General features: G+C 65.9%; 13 protein-coding genes and 1 tRNA gene. 9 read left to right on the top strand and 5 right to left on the bottom strand.

The features are described 5' to 3' along the window. The first annotated feature begins 21 nt into the window (after positions 1-21). Both VF194_RS02040 and VF194_RS02035 read left to right on the top strand, forming a co-directional pair. Complete coding sequence (locus tag VF194_RS02040; protein WP_330887515.1) at positions 22-531, top strand: RNA pyrophosphohydrolase; 510 nt, start codon at positions 22-24, stop codon at positions 529-531. Then, positions 507-1,307 carry an alpha/beta hydrolase gene (locus tag VF194_RS02035; RefSeq protein WP_330887562.1) on the top strand — a complete coding sequence of 267 codons (801 nt, stop codon included), beginning with the start codon at positions 507-509 and terminating at the stop codon, positions 1,305-1,307. Before VF194_RS02040 ends, VF194_RS02035 begins: the two co-directional genes overlap by 25 nt. 13 nt (positions 1,308-1,320) lie before the next feature. Here the strand turns inward: VF194_RS02035 and VF194_RS02030 are convergent, their stop codons facing one another. Both VF194_RS02030 and VF194_RS02025 read right to left on the bottom strand, forming a co-directional pair. Further along, on the bottom strand, positions 1,321-1,809 hold the full coding sequence (locus VF194_RS02030; protein ID WP_330887513.1) for a PAS domain-containing protein: 489 nt from the start codon (positions 1,807-1,809) through the stop codon (positions 1,321-1,323). Positions 1,810-1,857: 48 nt separating this feature from the next. Then, positions 1,858-2,676: a ferritin-like domain-containing protein gene (locus tag VF194_RS02025; RefSeq protein WP_330887511.1), complete on the bottom strand. Its 819-nt coding sequence runs from the start codon at positions 2,674-2,676 to the stop codon at positions 1,858-1,860. A gap of 106 nt (positions 2,677-2,782) precedes the next feature. Here VF194_RS02025 and arsC point away from each other — a divergent pair, with 106 nt between their 5' ends. Beyond that, a complete protein-coding gene (arsC, locus tag VF194_RS02020; protein WP_330887509.1) occupies positions 2,783-3,124 on the top strand; it encodes an arsenate reductase (glutaredoxin) in 342 nt (113 codons plus the stop codon). A 68-nt stretch (positions 3,125-3,192) separates the two neighbouring features. Continuing rightward, positions 3,193-4,110: a DMT family transporter gene (locus tag VF194_RS02015; protein ID WP_330887507.1), complete on the top strand. Its 918-nt coding sequence runs from the start codon at positions 3,193-3,195 to the stop codon at positions 4,108-4,110. Positions 4,111-4,162: 52 nt separating this feature from the next. On the opposite strand, the gene fdhF is transcribed toward VF194_RS02015, so the two are convergent. The 3 genes from fdhF to aroA all read right to left on the bottom strand — a co-directional run bounded on the left by fdhF (position 4,163) and on the right by aroA (position 10,266). Further along, positions 4,163-6,913, bottom strand: a complete 2,751-nt coding sequence (gene fdhF / locus VF194_RS02010) for a formate dehydrogenase subunit alpha (RefSeq protein ID WP_330887505.1) — start codon at positions 6,911-6,913, stop codon at positions 4,163-4,165. Continuing rightward, positions 6,910-8,541, bottom strand: a complete 1,632-nt coding sequence (locus tag VF194_RS02005; RefSeq protein ID WP_330887503.1) for an NADH-ubiquinone oxidoreductase-F iron-sulfur binding region domain-containing protein — start codon at positions 8,539-8,541, stop codon at positions 6,910-6,912. The genes fdhF and VF194_RS02005 overlap by 4 nt, the downstream gene beginning before the upstream one ends. Before the next feature lie 342 nt (positions 8,542-8,883). Next, the gene (aroA, locus tag VF194_RS02000) at positions 8,884-10,266 is read right to left on the bottom strand and encodes a 3-phosphoshikimate 1-carboxyvinyltransferase (RefSeq protein WP_330887501.1); all 1,383 of its coding nucleotides are present in this window, start codon (positions 10,264-10,266) and stop codon (positions 8,884-8,886) included. Between the two features lie 157 nt (positions 10,267-10,423). Between aroA and VF194_RS01995 the strand changes: the two genes are divergently transcribed. The 5 genes from VF194_RS01995 (at position 10,424) to speE (ending at position 13,377) form a co-directional block, all read left to right on the top strand. Further along, a complete protein-coding gene (locus VF194_RS01995; RefSeq protein ID WP_330887499.1) occupies positions 10,424-10,753 on the top strand; it encodes a TIGR02300 family protein in 330 nt (109 codons plus the stop codon). A gap of 173 nt (positions 10,754-10,926) precedes the next feature. Beyond that, positions 10,927-11,002: transfer RNA gene (locus VF194_RS01990), tRNA-Ala, on the top strand. Positions 11,003-11,171: 169 nt separating this feature from the next. Beyond that, positions 11,172-11,738: a PAS domain-containing protein gene (locus VF194_RS01985; protein WP_330887497.1), complete on the top strand. Its 567-nt coding sequence runs from the start codon at positions 11,172-11,174 to the stop codon at positions 11,736-11,738. Positions 11,739-12,064: 326 nt separating this feature from the next. Further along, positions 12,065-12,490 (top strand): adenosylmethionine decarboxylase, encoded by a 426-nt coding sequence (speD, locus tag VF194_RS01980; RefSeq protein ID WP_330887495.1) that lies wholly within the window; start codon positions 12,065-12,067, stop codon positions 12,488-12,490. Then, positions 12,487-13,377 (top strand): polyamine aminopropyltransferase, encoded by an 891-nt coding sequence (gene speE / locus VF194_RS01975; RefSeq protein WP_330887493.1) that lies wholly within the window; start codon positions 12,487-12,489, stop codon positions 13,375-13,377. Before speD ends, speE begins: the two co-directional genes overlap by 4 nt. Positions 13,378-13,528 lie beyond the last annotated feature (151 nt).

The following is a 13,528-nucleotide window of genomic DNA, read 5'->3' as shown; positions in this document are numbered from 1 at the left end:
GGCGCGGCAAAGGAGATTTCCATGCCTTCTTCCTTCGGCGACGGCGCATGTCTGCCGTATGAGCAAAGACCCTATCGCGAGGGCGTCGGCGTCGTGCTGCTGAATGCCGCCGACGAGGTCTTCGTCGGCCAGCGCATCGATCAGACGGCGGAAGCCTGGCAGATGCCGCAGGGCGGCATCGATCCCGGCGAGGACCCGCGCGCCGCCGCCCTGCGCGAAATGGAAGAGGAGATCGGCGTCGGCGCCGGCCTGGTCGATGTCATCGCCGAAAGCCGCGGCTGGCTCAGCTACGAATTGCCGCCGGAGATCGCCGACAAGGTCTGGAACGGCCGCTATCGCGGCCAGCGGCAGAAATGGTACCTGGCACGCTTCAAGGGCCGCGACAGCGACATCAACATCGCCACGGCCGAACCCGAGTTCAAGGCATGGTGCTGGCGGCCGTTCCGCGCGCTGCCCGATCTCATCGTGCCGTTCAAGCGGCCGATCTATGAGATGATCGTCGCGGAATTTGCCGACCGGGTGCGAAGCTGAGCAAGGGCGAGGCTCTTCTGATCCATGGCGCCTTCGTCGGCGGCTGGGTCTTTGAACGGCTGCGCGCCGAACTCAGCCGGCGCGGCTGGAAGACCCATGCGCCCGACCTGCCTTTGCATGGCGTCGATCATGCCGGCCAGCCGCCGCATCCCAAGCTGCGCCATCTGGGCATCGCCGATTACCGCCGCGCGCTGGAAGACGAGATCGCGCGGCTGCCGCAAAAGCCGGTGCTGATCGGCCATTCGCTCGGCGGCCTGCTGGCGCAGCAGCTTGCGGCGAAAGGTCTGGCCAGGGCGGCCGTCCTGCTGGCGCCGGTGGCGCCCTGGGGCGTGCTGCCGCGCACGCGCGAGGAGATCGAGGGCGCAATCGGCCTGCTGTGGAAGACGCATGACCTATGGCGCAAAAGCCTGATGCCCGATTTCAAGATCGCCGAACAGTTCTCGATGGATCGCGTGCCGCCGGCCTTGCGGCGCGACATCTTCGCGCGCATGGTGCCGGAATCCGGCCGCGTGCTGTTCGAGGCGCTGACCTGGTGGCTCGACTGGCAGGCAGCCAGCCATGTCAGCAGCCATCGCGTGCAGATTCCCGTGCTGGTCATCGCCGGCAGCGAGGACAAGATCACGCCGGCGCCGACCTGCCGCGCCGTGGCGCGCTCCTATGCCAAACGCGCCGTGTATCGCGAGATTCCGGAGATGAGCCATTTCATATTCGGCGAGCCGCGCGAAACCGGGGTCACCGCGCTGCTGGCCGACTGGCTGGACGGCCATGCCGGCTGAGCAACAGCAAGATCTAGAAAACGGCGACCGGCACGCCGCAGGCCAGGATGATGTCGATCGCCTGATCGTTGCTCGAGAGCGGCAGGATCAAGGCCTGGAAACGGTGGCGCCGGCTTTCCAGCATGTAATCGTAGGACACCATCCGGAGTTGGCCGTCATTGACGACGGTGGTGTACATCGCGATCAGCGCGTCGCGGAAATCGGCATTCGGAATCTCATCCAGCCAATGCCCGGTCAGGTCGGTGCCGTGATAGAAAACGAATTCGGTGCCGAACAGCCTATAGCGGAAACGCAGGCCGGCATCCTCCTGCCGCACGACGTCGATCAGGGCGATATTGCCCAGCACCGGCTTCAATTCGAGCGGATCGATATCGGGACGCGCGGGATAGGCCCGGCCGCCGCGCTTGCCTTCCCAGTACCGCAGCAATCCCTTCAGCCGCGGATCGAGGTCCGATTCCGCAACCAGGCTGTAGCGTCCGAGCGGTGGCGTTTCCTGCCCCATCCCCTTTAGCCTAAGCCGAATGGAAATCGGGGCAACCTAAATTTCGCTTCAGGTGGCGATCGCGGCAAGCCGGCCCCGGCGCCATTGCATCACGCGCCAGATCAGCGCGGCGAACCAGCGGCTGAACCGGCCCTGCGGGTCGATGTCGCAGGCCTTCAGCGCCATGCCCAGCCCGCGCTGGATATGGCCGAAGCGATAGACGCTGCTGGCGCGCAGCTCATAGGCCGCGCTTTGCCGCTTGCGGTCGTAGCTGCCCTCGCAGCCATTGCCGCACCAATAGGCCATGGCCAGTTCGTCGTCGCTGGCCTCCTGCATGCGGCCAAGCGCGACCAGCAGGCGCCGCATGCGGCTCAGCGGCTGGCGCTGCAGATAGCGATGCAGATGATCGTAGAACAGCTTGAAATGCCGGAACTCGTCGGCGGCGATCTTGCCGGCGACGATCTTGAGCACCGGCTCGTCGGTGGCGTCGCGGATCGCGCTGTAGAAGCTCGAAGTGCCGCATTCCACCACGCAGCGCGCCACCAGTTCGCCGCTGCGGCTGCCGCGCACCGAGGCCGTCGCATCCAGCGGCAGGCGGAAGCCTTCGTTGAACCGCTTCAGCGCCAGTGCCGGATCGAAGCCCGGATCGGCCAGTTGCGCCCAGCGCGCCAGCGCGCGGCCATGCTGGACTTCCTCCTCGCCCCACCAGCGCGCCACGCCGCAGAATTCGGCGTCGTCGGCGAAGACATTGCACAGATACGTGACGTAATCGTCGGCATTATGCTCGACCAGGGCGGCAGCCTTGACGGCGCGCAGCAACTCTGGATCGACCTTGCTCGGGTCGAACCGGTCCCAGGGAATGTCGTCCAGGGTCCAGCGGTGGCTCATAATGTCAGTATTTAGCCATCGCCGATCAAATTGCAACCGTCCCCACCCGATGCTAAGTATCTATTCTACAAGCTTTCTTGCAGAGTATGGCGACAGGATCGTGACCATGGCGGAGACCCTTCTCTATCACAACCCGCGCTGCTCGAAATCGCGCCAGGCTCTTGCCCTGCTGCAGGAGCGCGGCGTCGAGCCGCAGATCGTCGAGTATCTGAAGACGCCGCCCTCGGCCGAGGAGCTCAAGCGCGTCCTGCGCCTGGCCGGCCTGAAACCGCGCGACGTGCTGCGCAAGACCGAGGGCGCGGAAGCCGGCCTGTCGGCCGACATGCCCGAAGAAGCGCTGATCGCCGGCCTCGTCGCCCATCCCGCCGCGCTGGAGCGGCCGATCTTCGTGCATGACGGGCGGGCGGTGCTGGGCCGTCCGCCGGAAAACGTGCTCAAGCTGCTTTAGGCGGCTGCGCTAGCCTCGCGCCGGCCCAGGCGCTAGTGTGTCCGTATACAAACGGAAGCGCCCTCCCCATGACGGACACTGTCGCGGCCGCCCAGCGCAGCCCCAGCCATACCATTTCCGCCTCGTCGCTCGGCCTGCTGGTGCTGCTGACGCTGTTCTGGGGCATCAACTGGCCGATCATGAAGATCGCGCTGAACGAGATTCCCGTCTTCACCTTCCGCCTCTTCTGCCTGGCCGGCGGCGCCATCGGCCTGTTCGCCATCGCCTTCTTCAAGCGGATGCGGCTCGGCATTCCGCGCGGCCATCGCTGGCAGCTGACCGCGATCAGCCTGTTCAACATCACCGGCTGGAACGTCTGCGTGCTGTATGGCCTGTCGATGCTGCCGGCGGGCCGCACCACCATCCTGGCCTTCACCATGCCGCTCTGGGTCGTGCCGATGAGCGCCGTGGTGCTGCATGAGCGGCTGACCGGCTGGAAGCTCGCCGGTCTTGCCGTGGGGCTGGCCGGCCTGGCGCTGCTGGTCGGCGGCGAATGGCAGGCGATGACGGCGGCGCCGCTGGGCGTGGCGCTGGTGCTCTGCGCCGCCCTGAGCTGGGCGATCGGCACCGTGCTGACGAAGAAATATCCCATGCCGATGGCGGCGGTGCCCTTCGTCGGCTGGCAGATGCTGCTCGGCGGCATCCCGATCTTCATCATGGCGCCGCTGTTCGAATCCGACCGCTGGGCGCTCTATTCCACCGGCGCCTGGCTGGCGGTCCTTTACAACGCCTCGATCTGCTTCGTCTTCTGCTACTGGGCCTGGAACATCCTGGTGCGGCAATTGCCGGCCGGCATCAGCGGCCTGAGCACGCTAATGATCCCGGTGGTCGGGGTCTTCTCGTCCATGCTGATGCTGGGCGAGGAACCGGGCTGGCCGGAACTGGCCGCCCTCGCCCTGGTGGCCACCGCGCTGGCGCTGATCCTCAAGCCGGCGCGCGCCGCCTGAGCCGCGAAAAACGCATGCCCGGACCAGGTCCGGGCATGACGAACGCGAACGCCTATTCCGCCGGCACGGTCTCGGCGGCCGGCTCGACCCTGGCGGCGCAGAACTTGAACTCCGGAATCTTGCCGAAGGGATCGAGCTGCGGATTGGTCAGCAGATTCGCCGCCGCCTCGAAGAAGGCGAAGGGGATGAAGACCATGCCTTCCGCCACATCGCGGTCGGCGCGCGCCATCAGCTCGATGGTGCCGCGCCTCGTGGAGACGCGCACGCGCTCGCCGGGCCGCAGATTCATCTTCGCCATGTCGCGCGGATGCAGCAGCGCCATCGCCTCCGGCTCGAGCGCATCGAGCTGCGTCGCCCGCCGCGTCATCGCGCCGGTATGCCAATGTTCGAGCAGGCGCCCGGTCGAAAGCACCATCGGATACTCGGCATCCGGCACCTCCGCCGGCGGCGTCACCTTGGTCGGCACCAGGCGGCCGCGGCCGCTCTGCGTCGGGAAGCCGTCGCCGAAGATGATCTCCTGGCCCTGCGGATAGGTGACGGCGCCCTCGGCTTCCAGCCGCTCCCAGGTGATCCCCTCCAGCGAGGGCATCACCGTCGTCATTTCGGCGAACACATCGCGCGGATGGCGGTAATGCCAGTCCAGGCCGATGCGCCGGGCGATCTCCTGGATCAGTTCCCAATCCTGCCGCGCCTCGCCGGGCGGTTTCAGCGCGGCGCGGCCGATCTGCACGCGGCGGTCGGTATTGGTGAAGGTGCCGGTCTTCTCGGCGAAGGCCGAGGCCGGCAGGATCACATCGGCATGGAAGGCGGTCTCGGTGAGGAAGATGTCCTGCACGACGAGATGATCGAGCTTGGCCAGGGCCTCGCGCGCATGGGCGGCATCGGGATCCGACATGGCCGGATTCTCGCCCATGATGTACATGCCGCTGATCTCGCCGGCGAGGATGGCATGGACGATCTCGACCACCGTCAGGCCGCGCTTGGGATCGAGCGAGGACACGCCCCAGGCGGCTTCGAAGGCCTTTTCGACCTCGACATTCTCCACCGACTGGTAATCGGGATAGACCATCGGGATCAGACCGGCATCGGAAGCGCCCTGCACGTTGTTCTGGCCGCGCAGCGGGTGCAGCCCGGTGCCGGGGCGGCCGACTTGGCCGGTGATCAGGCCGAGCGCGATCAGGCAGCGGGCATTGTCGGTGCCATGCACATGCTGCGAGACGCCCATGCCCCAGAAGATGATGGACGCCTTCGAGGTGGCGTAAAGCCGCGCGACCTCGCGGATCACGTCCGGCGCGATGCCGCAGAGCGGCGCCATCGCCTCGGGCGTGGCGTCCTTCACGGCCTGCTCGACATCGGGGAAGCCGTCGACGAAGCGCTGGATATAGGCCGGATTGGTCAAACCCTCGCTGATGATCACGTTCAGCATCGCATTGAGCAGGGCGACGTCGGCGCCGGCCTTGAAGCGCAGGTTATAGGCGGCATAGCGCGCCAGCGCCTGGCCGCGCGGATCCATCACGATCAGCTTGGCGCCATTCTGCCGCACGGCATTCTTGATGAAGGTGGCGGCGACGGGGTGGTTCACCGTCGGATTGGCGCCGATGACGATGATGACCTCGGCATCCATCGCGGCCGAGAACGGCGCGGTGACCGCCGCCGAGCCGATGCCTTCCATCAGCGCCGCCACCGACGAGGCATGGCATAGCCGCGTGCAATGGTCGACATTGTTGCTGCCGAAGCCGGCGCGCACCAGCTTCTGGAACAGATAGGCCTCCTCGTTGGAGCCTTTCGCCGAGCCGAAGCCGGCCAGAGCCTTCGGGCCGCGCGTATCGCGGATCGCCTTCAGTCCGGCGGCGGCGCGCTCCAGCGCCTCCTCCCAGCTCGCCTCGCGGAAATGCGTGAACGGTTTCGCCGGATCGACCACATCGTCGCCGCGCTTGGGCACGCCGTCCTTGCGGATCAGCGGCTTGGTCAGGCGGTGCGGATGATGCACGTAGTCGAAGCCGAAACGGCCCTTCACGCAAAGCCGGCCGCGATTGGCCGGGCCGTCGCGGCCGGTGACGTACTGGATCTTCTCGTCCTTGATGTGGAAGGTGAGCTGGCAGCCGACGCCGCAGAAGGGGCAGAGGCTGTCGACATGCCGTTCCGCCTTGGCAACCGCGACATTCTTCGCATCGACCAGGGTGGACGGCGTCAGCGCGCCGGTCGGGCAGGCCTGCACGCATTCGCCGCAGGCGACGCAGGTGCTCTTGCCCATCGGGTCCTGCATGTCGAAGACGATCTCGCTGTGATGGCCGCGGAAGGCCATGCCGATCACGTCGTTGCCCTGCACCTCGCGGCAGGCGCGTACACAGAGGTTGCACTGGATGCAGGCATCCAGATTGACCGCCATGGCGCTGTGGCTGCGGTCCGGCGCCGGCTGATGCTCGCGCGCAGGAAAGCGGCTTTCGGTCACGCCGATCGCTTCGGCCCAGTGCCAGAACTTGGAATCGCCGTCATGCGCGACCTCGCGCCTGGGCTGATCGGCAACCAGCAATTCGAAGACCAGTTCGCGAGAGCGCCTGGCGCGCTCGCTGGCCGATTTCACCACCATGCCCTCGCTGGGCAGGCGCTTGCAGCTCGGCGCCAGCACGCGCTCGCCGTCGATCTCGACCATGCAGGCGCGGCAGTTGCCGTCGGCGCGATAGCCCGGCTGCGGGCTGTAGCACAGATGCGGAATGTCGGTGCCGTGGCGCTGCGCCGCCTGCCAGATGGTCTCGCCGGGCTGCGCCTCTATCGTCTTGCCATCGAGAGTGAAGCGGGTCATTTGAAACGCTCCAGCACGCTGATCAGCGGATTGGGGGCGGCCTGGCCGAGGCCGCAGATCGAAGCGTCGCGCATTACCTGGGCCAGATCGCGCAGCAGCGGCTCGTCCCAGCTTTTGGCCGCCATCAGCTCGCTCGCCTTCTCGGTGCCGATGCGGCAGGGCGTGCACTGGCCGCAGGATTCATGGCGGAAGAAGCGCATCAGATTGAGCGCCGCCTGCCTCACGTCGTCCTGATCGGAGAGCACGATCACCGCCGCCGAGCCGATGAAGCAGCCGTATTTCTCCAGCTTGCCGAAATCGAGCGGGATATCCGCCATGCTGGCGGGCAGGATGCCGCCGGAGGCGCCGCCGGGAAGATAGGCCGCGAATGTGTGGCCCGGCGCCATGCCGCCGCAATATTCCTCGATCAGCTCCAGGATGGTCAGCCCGGCCGGGGCGACCTTCACGCCCGGCTGGCGCACGCGGCCCGAGACGGAATAGCTGCGCAGGCCCTTGCTGCCGTTGCGGCCATGGCTCAGCCACCAATCGGCGCCCTTGCGGGCGATCGTCGCCACCCAATGAAGGGTTTCGACATTGTTGATCAGGGTCGGCCGGCCGAACAGGCCGACCTGGCTTGGATAGGGCGGCTTCTGGCGCGGCAGGCCGCGCTTGCCCTCGATGCTTTCCAGCATCGCCGATTCCTCGCCGCAGATATAGGCGCCGGCGCCGCGCCGCAGTTCGACCCGCACGCCCCGCAGAAGGCCCGCCGCGTCGAGCGCGCGCAATTCGGCGGCAAGCACCTTGTGCAGCGCCGGATATTCGTCGCGCAGATAGATATAGACGGCGTCGGCCTCGATCACCCAGGCGGCGATCAGCATGCCTTCCAGCATGCCGTGCGGCTCGGTTTCGAGGAAGAAGCGGTCTTTCAGGGTGCCGGGCTCGCCCTCGTCGGCGTTCACGGCGAGCAGGCGCGGCTTCGGCTCCTGCAGCAGCGAGCGCCATTTGCGCGCGGTCGGAAAGCCGGCGCCGCCCATGCCGCGCAGGCCCGCCTTCTCGATCTCGGCGATCAGCGCCTCGCGCGTGATCTCGCCCGAGCGGCATTTCTCCAGCACGCCATAGCCGCCTTCGGCGCGGTAGGCGGCCAGATCCTTGTAGCGCGGCAGGACCGGCTGCACGGCGCGCGCCGCATGCGCCGCCCCCAGTTCGGACAGGCTCGCCGGCGCGACGACATTCTTGCCGTAAGTGGCGCAGGGCGCACGGTCGCATTGGCCCATGCAGGGCGCGCGCAGGATGCGCACATCGGGACCGAGCGCCTTGAGCTGCTCGGCCAAGGCATCGGCGCCGGCCATTTCGCAGGTCAGGCTGTCGCAGACGCGGATGGTGAACGGCGCCCGCGCCGGCTCGTCCGCGTCGACGATATCGAAATGGGCATAGAAGGTGGCGGTCTCGAAAACCTCCGCCATCGGCAGGCGCATCGCTTCGGCCAGGGCGACCAGCAGCCGCACCGGCAGATGGCCATGGGCGTCCTGAATCTGATGCAGATATTCGATCAGCAGGTCGCGGTGCAAATCCTCCAGGCTGCCATTCTTGCCGAGAATGGCGCCAAGCGCGTCGTGGTCGGCGGGACTTGCCTGGCGGCCGCGCGGCAAAGCGCGACCCTTCCTATCCCCGCCTTTACGATGCTGCCGGGGAAGAGACGTTGAAATATTCATACCGGTTCCATCAGGGGCGTTTACGGGCCGCAGACATGACGGACGGTTTAATGGTGGATCGCGCCGCCTGCCCCGTCATGCTACGGCATGTGCCGTGAAACTCAATCTTCGGTTTCCTTGTACTCTCGATCAATACGATAAAACCGTTGCGCGATAGCACAATTCTATTAATTGGCTGTTTTGCGCGCCGCAGCATATCGCTCGGCGTATTCGCGTGCGGCCCGTGGCGGCCGGCATCGCAGCGCAGCAATCCGGCGGATGGCTGTTTTATCCGATGTTTTATCCGGCCGGTTCGAGCGTGCCGCCCAGTTGCTGCATCAGCGGCATGAAGCCCGGAAAGCTGGTGTCGATCATGCGCACGTCGTCCACGGCGACGCCATCCTGTGCCGCCAGGCCGAGCACCAGGAAGGACATGGCGATGCGGTGATCCAGTTCGGTCGCGATCCTGGCATCCCTGGGCAGCCCCCGGGGCGGCTTGCCCCTGCCGCGGATGATCAGGCCATCCTCGAATTCCTCGAGATCGACGCCGCAGGCCTTCAGGCCGCGCGCCATCGCCGCCAGCCGGTCGCTTTCCTTCACGCGCAATTCCTTGGCGCCGCGCACGATGGTCTCGCCTTCGGCGCAGGCGGCGGCGGCGAACAGGATCGGATATTCGTCGATCATGCTGGGCGCGCGTTCCGGCGGCACAACGACGCCCTTCAGCGCCGAATGCTTCACCGCCACATCGGCGACCGGCTCGCCGCCTTCGTCGCGGCGATTGACGAAGCTGATGGCGGCACCCATCTCCTGCAGGGTCGTGAACAGGCCGGTGCGCAGCGGATTGAGGCCGACATTGGCGATGGTGACCTCCGATCCGGGCACCAGCAAAGCCGCGACGACCGGAAACGCCGCCGAGGACGGATCGCCCGGCACGACGATCCTGGAAGGCTTCAGTTCGGGCTGGCCGGTCAGGCGGATCACGCGGCGGCCGGTCCTGGTCGTCTCGACGGCGATTTCGGCGCCGAAATGCCGCAGCATGTTTTCGGTGTGGTCGCGGGTCGGCTCGGGCTCGATCACGGTGGTGATGCCCGGCGCGTTCAGGCCGGCCAGCAGGATGGCGGACTTGACCTGCGCCGAGGCGACCGGCAGTTCGTATTCGATCGGCAGGGGATGCGCCGTGCCGATCACCGCCAGCGGCAGGCGGTTGCCGCGCCGGCCGACGAAACGCGCGCCGATGCGGCTCAGCGGCTCGACCACTCGGCCCATCGGCCGCCGCCGCAGCGAGGCATCGCCGGTGAAGACCGCCGTGAAATCGTGGCTGGCCACCAGCCCCATGACAAGCCGCGCCCCGGTGCCGGCATTGCCCATGTCGAGTACATCCTCGGGCTCGCTCAGGCCGCCGACGCCGACGCCCCAGACCCGCCACTGGCTGCCGGTCGCATCCTGGCCCAGACGTTCGACTTCCGCCCCCATGGCGCGCATGGCGGCGGCCGTGCGCAGCACGTCCTCGCCTTCCAGCAGGCCGGTCACAATGGTCTCGCCCACCGCCATGGCGCCGAAGATCAGGGCCCGATGCGAAATCGACTTGTCGCCGGGCACGACCGCCCGGCCCTGCAGACCGGCGCCGGCGGCAGGCGGACGGGCTCGGATCGGACGGGGTTTCTGGTCGGCGGCAACGCTCATCGGGACAGTTCCGGCGGGACGATACCGGCCCTCAAATAAAGCCGGCATAACGGGTTGACAGGGCGCGCTTCTTTAACACAATCGCGCCGCCCCGGCCAGCAGCCGGGGGTGGCGGCCGGACCGGTCCCCGGACGCCCATCGTATGGAGATCATCTCTATGGCCAAACCCGAATGGGGCACAAAACGGCGTTGTCTGAGCTGCAGCGCCGCGTTTTACGACATGGGCAAGACGCCCATTCTTTGCCCGAAATGCGGCGCCGAATTCAATCCCGAGATTCTGGTGAAAAGCCGCCGTCCGGCCAAGCCGGAGGAGATCAAGCCGGTCAAGGCGCCGGGCAAGAGCGTGCCGGATATCGCCGTCGACACGGAAGTCGAGGATGAGGATATCGGCGACGATCTGCTCGAGGATGCGGATGAATTCGAGGAAGAGGACGTCGCCGAAGAGATCGACGTCGAGGCCGAATCGGATAGCGACGAAGGCCATTGAGCGGCTGCTGAAAGGGCGCGCGGGCGCATGGTAAAACCGCCCGCGCCGCCGTATCGAAAATCGCCGCCGGACGGCGTCACGAAACACTTGCAAAGCGGCGAGCGGCGGCTTATGGTCCGCCCCCGCCGACGGACCGCGGCCTCGTCAGAAGCCTTTTAAGTCCGTGATTTTATGGGGCCATAGCTCAGCTGGGAGAGCGCCTGCATGGCATGCAGGAGGTCAGCGGTTCGATCCCGCTTGGCTCCACCAAATCCCTCCATTTCACCTACAAATCGGCTTGTCGAACTGGCGCCCGGCATGGCGGCCGGCCGGCATTGATTTTTGCTCCTGAAGGTTGCAGCGGGGCTGATCAGAGCGTGCTTTACGCCTGCCTGTTATCTGGCGCAAGCTGGATCGTAGCAGGCATGCCGACATTCCGATGACCGAGGCTTCCACCAGTCGTTCCACCTTCGCCGCCGGCAGCGAGCTGCGCTGGGAATTCACCGCGGAGAATTGCCGCGAGCCTGCGATCGTCCGGCTTTATACCTACTGGCTGCACTGCAAGGGCCCGCATTGCTTTCCGGGCCGCCAGGATATCGATCCCCTGGGCATGAAATTCGCGCTGGGCGGCATCACGCTGTTCGATGTGTGCTGGGCGGACGCGCGCCCGGACTCGACTCCGGCATCGCGCGGCGCGCCGCGCTTCCGCTACCGCCTGATCGGCTCGGATATCGTCGCCCGCGACGGTTTCGATCTGACCGGCCGCTGGCTCGACGAATTGCCGCTGGTGCAATATCGCGCCCTGATGCTGAGCCGGCTCGAGATGCTGGTCCGAACCCCGAGGCCGCTGCTCGTCCGCAACAAGCAGTTCTATGACCGGCGCTGGTACGATTACGAGGCGCTCTGGCTGCCGCTGGCCAAGGACCACGAAACGGTAGACATCATCATGGCGTGCCAGATCTTCGCCGACCGGCCGCCCAACCATGTCGGCCTGCCGGTGGCGTGACGCGCGGCGGATAGACAGATAGCGCGCGCCTGCGGCGCAATGCCGCGGCAGCGGCGCCATGCAAGGCCTGCCCGTAATGCAGCCCGGCATCGCCGCGGAAAAAAAATTCCCTCGCGGGGCTGTTTTTCCTTGCATCTGCGGGCGTTGTGCCCCATACCCCCTTCCCGAGGCTGTTTGGAAAGTGGCGCATTGGCCTGGCGGCTTGGCAACGCCTTGCTGACCGGAACCACGGGGCTTTCCCAACAGTCTCTCTGCCAATCGGACAACCTTTTTTCAGCCTGCCTGAATCTCGCATTCCGGCAGCCCCCTTGGTGGAGAGAGTGACTATGGCCAAGAAGGCAACCAAGCCCGCTCTGTATGAAGTTCCGGCGGACGCTGCGGATGAGCATTTCATCTGCAAGGACGGCATGCGCTATGCCGGCATGCATCTAATCATCGACCTCTGGGGCGGCAAGCATCTCGACAACCTGGCGCTGGTCAAGCAGACGCTGACCGAGGCAGTCGCCGAGATCGGCGCGACCCTGCTCAACATCGACCTGCATCATTTCGAGCCCAATGGCGGCATTTCCGGCGTCGCCGTCCTGGCCGAAAGCCATATGTCGATCCATACCTGGCCCGAGAAGGGCTATGCCGCGCTCGACGTTTTCGTCTGCGGCGATTGCGAGCCGCAGAAGGCGATTCCGGTGCTGCGCCGCGCCTTCCTGCCCGACAACATCCAGTGCACGGAAATGAAGCGGGGATTGATTCTGTGACCGCGTGGTTCAACGAAACGCTCTATACCGGTTTTCGCCAGAGTCACGAGATCAAGAAAGTCCTCTTCGAAGGCAAGTCGAAGTACCAGAAGGTCAAGGTCTTCGAGAGCGGCCGCTTCGGCCGCATGCTCGCGCTCGACGGCGTCGTCCAGTGCACCGAGGGCGACGAATTCGTCTACCACGAGATGCTGACGCATCTGCCGATGCTGGCGCATGGCAGGGTGCAGTCGGTGCTGATCATCGGCGGCGGCGATGGCGGCATCCTGGAAGAGGTGCTCAAGCACAAGTCGGTCAAGCGCGCCACCATGGTCGAGATCGACGACGTGGTGATCAAGGTGGCGAAGAAATACCTGCCGAAAATCTGCGGCAAGGCCTTCGCGGACAGGCGTACCAACCTGATCGTCGGCGACGGCGCCCAATGGGTGGCCGAGACCGACGAGCGCTACGATCTCGTCATCGTCGACCGGCCCGATCCGGTCGGCCCGGCCACCGTTCTGTTCAGCAAGGCCTTCTACGACAATTGCAGGCGCGTGATGAAGCCGGGCGCCATCCTGGTGGCGCAGAACGGCGTGCCGCATATGCAGGGCCCGGAACTGACCGGCGCCGTCAAGCTGTTCCAGAAGATCTGGGCCCATTCCGGCACCTATCTAGCGGTGGTGCCGACCTATGTCTGCGGCTTCATGTCGCTGACCTGGGCATCCGATCGCGACATCACCGATATCGATCCGCGCCTGGTGTTCAGGCGCTTCGACAAGGCGAATCTGAAGGGGCTGAACTACTACAATCCCGAAATCCATTTCGGCGCATTCGCCCTGCCGAATTTCGTCGCCCGGCTGCTGCCGGCGCCGCGAAGCAGGGCCGCGAAACCCAAGCGCCGTTCCGCCTAAAAAAGTAGAAGCTAGACCGGAATCCCGTTAGATCGAAGCATAGCCAGCGTTCCTGAGATAGTTTGCGCATTCCTGTGGCGGGAAGCGGTCCAGCAGGCTTCCGATACGTTGCCATGTTGCCTCGACACTGCGTTCAGCTGCCTTTCGGAGC

Origin of the sequence: Ferrovibrio sp., assembly GCF_036381655.1 — a bacterium.
In the GTDB taxonomy this organism is placed as follows: domain Bacteria; phylum Pseudomonadota; class Alphaproteobacteria; order Ferrovibrionales; family Ferrovibrionaceae; genus Ferrovibrio.
This window is presented reverse-complemented; position numbering and strand designations above follow the sequence as displayed.